At 37.2% G+C, this 4,378-nt stretch carries 5 protein-coding genes and 2 tRNA genes; 6 read left to right on the forward strand and 1 reads right to left on the reverse strand.

The window, feature by feature from the left end; all coding sequences use genetic code 11:
• Positions 1-80 precede the first annotated feature (80 nt).
• Positions 81-203 carry a hypothetical protein gene (locus OZD66_RS00565; RefSeq protein WP_259348517.1) on the forward strand — a complete coding sequence of 41 codons (123 nt, stop codon included), beginning with the start codon at positions 81-83 and terminating at the stop codon, positions 201-203.
• A gap of 93 nt (positions 204-296) precedes the next feature.
• Entirely contained in the window at positions 297-788 is a 492-nt protein-coding gene (locus OZD66_RS00570; RefSeq protein WP_259348516.1) for a hypothetical protein, read from the forward strand.
• Between the two features lie 420 nt (positions 789-1,208).
• Here OZD66_RS00570 and OZD66_RS00575 read toward each other — a convergent pair whose 3' ends face one another.
• Complete coding sequence (locus OZD66_RS00575) at positions 1,209-1,703, reverse strand: hypothetical protein (protein WP_182366963.1); 495 nt, start codon at positions 1,701-1,703, stop codon at positions 1,209-1,211.
• Positions 1,704-1,908: 205 nt separating this feature from the next.
• Between OZD66_RS00575 and carA the strand changes: the two genes are divergently transcribed.
• From carA to tuf, 4 genes are all read left to right on the forward strand, one after another.
• Entirely contained in the window at positions 1,909-3,000 is a 1,092-nt protein-coding gene (gene carA / locus OZD66_RS00580; RefSeq protein ID WP_182366960.1) for a glutamine-hydrolyzing carbamoyl-phosphate synthase small subunit, read from the forward strand.
• 114 nt (positions 3,001-3,114) lie between these two features.
• Positions 3,115-3,197 (forward strand) — tRNA-Tyr (locus OZD66_RS00585).
• A 4-nt stretch (positions 3,198-3,201) separates the two neighbouring features.
• A tRNA-Gly gene (locus OZD66_RS00590) sits at positions 3,202-3,272 on the forward strand.
• 78 nt (positions 3,273-3,350) lie between these two features.
• A partial coding sequence (gene tuf, locus OZD66_RS00595; RefSeq protein ID WP_275021895.1) for an elongation factor Tu occupies positions 3,351-4,378 on the forward strand: 1,028 nt, incomplete at its 3' end.

Raw genomic sequence — 4,378 nt, forward strand, 5'->3', positions numbered from 1 at the left:
GAAAAACATTCCTCTATTCGAATCCTTTCGTCGTGCTGTTGATTCTGCCTTCCTATGACCTGTTCGGACTATTATGAGAAATGCTATATTTGGATGGAATTAGCGTAGGAGAGCATGATGCAAAAGAATTTTTAAATAAGGAATTTTTAAATAGTGATCTAGTTGCTCTATTTAATGGACCTCCAGCACCGTATCAAGGATAAGTTCGCAATATCCATAGAAATCTTAATATCAACGTTATTAAACTTGCGCAGGCTTTAAAAACCAGCAGTTTTTTCAGTAGAAAAATTAAAAGAATGGAAGAAGAGAAAAGTGAAATAAAAATCGTAAACATACACAGCAATGGTAAAAAAATAGTAAAAATTGAGAAAAATGAGAAACAACAGAGGAACTACTCCTTTACAGAATTTGCAATATGTGACATCGAAATTAGTTGGGGTGCAAAAGATGAATCTGGAAAAGACCTTAACTGTACTGTTGTTCTAAATATAAATTTAGGTCAAGTTAGTATTAAAAAATCAACTATTGACGGTAAAGATGTTGAACCAAAGGAAATTTTAGAGTTAGCTAAGCAAAACGAGGCTGTGCTTATAAAAGGTAAAGCTTTATGTGAAGTTTTAGTAGAACATTTCATTAAGCAAACACCATGTGAGGAAAAGAAGGATATGCAATCGCACGAGAATATCGTTGTACCTGGTTCCGGTGCACCTCGCTCCATTAATGAGGAAATAACTGTAGAGCATCCGTTCGGGAAAGCGGCAAATAAAGATAATCATAGAGAAATGTGAGTTTACAACAAATGGTGCCATGAAAGTAGCTGATACATAACTGTACGAACGTTTGTTTGCAAAGAAATGTTATAGCAGGTTTTGCCTCAAACACAAAGGTGTCATTCCAGTGCTTGACACTGGAATCCGGCCCTTTTACGCAGTCCCATTAAAAACGTTGTATTTTAACGTAGGATTAGCTACTCTTATACTCACCAATTTAATCTCTAATCAAAATTCCTGGATCCCAGTGTCTGGGCACTGGGATGACATCCTCCCTAGTGGATTCAAATCACAATATTCGTATAGTAAGCACTGACCACTTTTGCTTCAATATTTGCGATGCCCCTGAACAGATACAATCATTCTATTATCAGGAGGATGCCATTAATCGCTTTATATAATGCTACTTGTAACACTTATGCCCTGAACGGAGACAGTTTAGGTTGTTATGCCTGGCGGCTTTGTTGGAATAAGTTTTTCAACACTGCTAACAATAAAATTGATTGTATCGTCAGCTACCTTATCGAATTTATCATTTATCTCTTTTCCTATTTCTTGATTTTTAACATATTCGTGTAGAGCTAAAGCAGTTATAGCTGCACATGCTGCAATTAAGCCAGTTTGTGCTATAATGAATAGTGATAATCCTCCTACGAATATAGATGTTAATCCAATAGCCAGGTTTATAATCTTACTTTGTGTTGTTTGTTGCGTCGCTTGGCTTTGATCTGCCTGTTTATCCTCTAAAGCATTCGATATTGTTTTTAAGGCAACTTTTATCGCTATTGCTGCAACTGAAACCATAATTAGCCCTATAGCTATTTTTGCTAAAAGAAGAATCGACGGTAGCATCACTACAAATGATAGCGCGCCAATTCCTCCAGCTAACCACTTCTCATTTATTTTTTTTGATTGATTTGTACCAGTGTTCATTATTACCCTCCACTTTACTTATGATCTACCTATATCTAATACGAAATATGAAGGTAGTCAACTATATATTTTATATGAAAGATTGTATTAAAAGTTTTTCATGTTATTTTTTGCTGCTTCGTGGTTAAATTTGGAATTTTAGAAAGAGTTACGTATTATTTGAAATTCTTGTATACTGTCTTGAATCAGTTAAATAGATAATGAAGTGCAGGACGCAGTTTTAATTTTACAAGATGGCAAGTGCTTTTGGGGAAAATCAGTAGGTAAAAAAGGCAAATGCATAGGTGAGGTCTGTTTTACCACTGGTATGACCGGTTATCAGCATACTATAACTGATCCTTCTTTTGCCGATCAAATTATAACGTTCACTTTTCCTCATATTGGTAACGTTGGAATAAACCATAAGGATAATGAAGGAAAGAAAATTTTTGCAAGTGGTGTGGTTATGCGTGAACTTTCTTCTATGTCCCACCCTTCTTCATATATCAGTTTAAATGATTGGTTAGAGAAAAATAACGTGATTGGGATATCAGGAGTTGATACTAGAGCTTTAACGAGACATTTGAGAGAACATGGATCTCAAAATGGAATGATATGCTCATCGAGTAAGGCGCATGCGTTGGACAAATTGAAGGAATACAAATCTGTAAATGGGATAGAAATAACCAATAAAGTCAGCTTGCATAGTAATTTTAAAAGTGACCTTAATGCAAAATATAGGGTTGTAATCGTTGATTTTGGCGTAAAAATCAGTATAGTTTCACGCTTAATAGAACTTGGTTGTACAGTTGAATTAATCAGACCAAGCACAGGTTTTGCTCAAAAAGTGTTGAGTATGAATCCAGATGGGATAGTGCTTTCAAATGGTCCTGGTGATCCGCAAGAAATAGGAGAAAGTGTAGTTTCAGAAATAGACATTATTATAAAATCTAAAATACCAATTTTTGGCATATGCATGGGCCATCAATTACTTGCGATTACTTTGGGGGCAAAGACCATCAAGATGGATATAGGTCACCGAGGGAGTAACCATCCAGTTTATGATGTAATTAGTGGAAAAGTTGAGATCACTAGCCAAAATCATGGTTTCGTTGTTGATTCAGCTTCTCTTCTAAGTAATGTTGAAGTTACTCACATTTCTCTATTTGATAATAGTGTAGAGGGAATAATGATGAAGGATTACCCAGTCTTTTCTGTGCAATACCATCCAGAAGAAGCGCCAGGTACGCATGATTCGCATTATTTGTTTAAACGTTTTATTGACAATATTGTGTTGTATAAAATGAAATCTGCGTGATTTTAATCAGGGTAGGTTTTATTGCTTGATTTTTTAATTTTAGGCGCTTAGTATTAAATACAATAAGAGCTTAAGTTAAGATGCTAAAATAGTATTCTCTTAACAAATTTTTGCGGAGGAGTGACCGAGTGGTTAAAGGTAACAGACTGTAAATCTGTCCGCGTGAGCGTACGTAGGTTCGAATCCTACCTCCTCCATTGTGCGGGTATAGCTCAATGGTAGAGCTCTAGCCTTCCAAGCTAGTGACGTGGGTTCGATTCCCACTATCCGCTCTTTTTTTTGTTGTATTTTTATAAAATCAACATATTATTTATTGATGTATTTGTATTTTAGGTAGAAAAGTTTAAATCATGACAGCAATAGTGGAAGCATTTGGAAAGCCGCATGTAAATGTGGGAACAATAGGACATGTGGATCATGGGAAGACGACGTTAACAGCGGCGATAACAAAGCATTATGGAAATTTTGTAGCGTACGATCAGATAGATAAAGCGCCAGAAGAAAGGAAGAGGGGGATAACGATAGCAACAGCGCATGTTGAGTATCAGACGGAAAAAAGGCATTATGCACACGTTGATTGTCCTGGACACGCTGACTATGTAAAGAATATGATAGTAGGTGCAGCACAGATGGATGCGGCGATATTGGTAGTGTCGGGGGTTGATGGGCCAATGCCACAAACGAGAGAGCATATATTGCTGGCGAAGCAGGTAGGTGTTGGATATATCGTGGTGTATATAAATAAAGCTGATGTTGCTGATGCTGATATGATAGATTTAGTAGAAATGGAAGTGAGGGAATTACTGAGTAAATACGGATTTCCAGGGGATGAAGTGCCTGTGGTGGTTGGTTCAGCACTCAAGGCGCTGGAGGATGACAGCAGCGAATATGGAAAGAAATCAATAGACAAATTGATGGAAAAGTTAGATGAATATGTAGCGGTTCCACCAAGGCCTGTGGATTTACCATTTTTATTGCCAATCGAAGATGTATTTTCGATATCGGGGCGAGGAACAGTGGTAACAGGAAGAATAGAGAAGGGAGAGATAAAGACGGGAGAAGAGATAGAGATAATAGGTCTGCAAGCGACGCAAAAGACGATATGCACAGGTGTTGAGATGTTTAAGAAGTTGCTGGATAAGGGAAGTGCAGGACTCAATGTAGGAATATTGTTAAGAGGAACAAAAAGAGAAGAAGTGGAGAGAGGGCAAGTATTAGCGAAACCGGGGACGATAACACCGCATAGAAAGTTTAAGGCGGAGGTTTATATATTAAAGAAAGAGGAAGGAGGAAGGCATACACCATTTTTTGCGAATTACCAGCCACAGTTTTATTTAAGGACAACGGATGTAACTGGGAGCATAAAATTGCTAGATGG

Source organism: Wolbachia endosymbiont of Drosophila baimaii, from assembly GCF_028982185.1.
Classification (GTDB): domain Bacteria; phylum Pseudomonadota; class Alphaproteobacteria; order Rickettsiales; family Anaplasmataceae; genus Wolbachia; species Wolbachia pipientis.

Bases quoted from the DNA above. Each gene is read 5' to 3' on its own strand.
- OZD66_RS00565 (WP_259348517.1), top strand. From the start codon at position 81: ATGCTATATTTGGATGGAATTAGCGTAGGAGAGCATGATGCAAAAGAA.
- OZD66_RS00570 (WP_259348516.1), top strand. From the start codon at position 297: ATGGAAGAAGAGAAAAGTGAAATAAAAATCGTAAACATACACAGCAAT.
- OZD66_RS00575 (WP_182366963.1), bottom strand. From the start codon at position 1,703: ATGAACACTGGTACAAATCAATCAAAAAAAATAAATGAGAAGTGGTTA.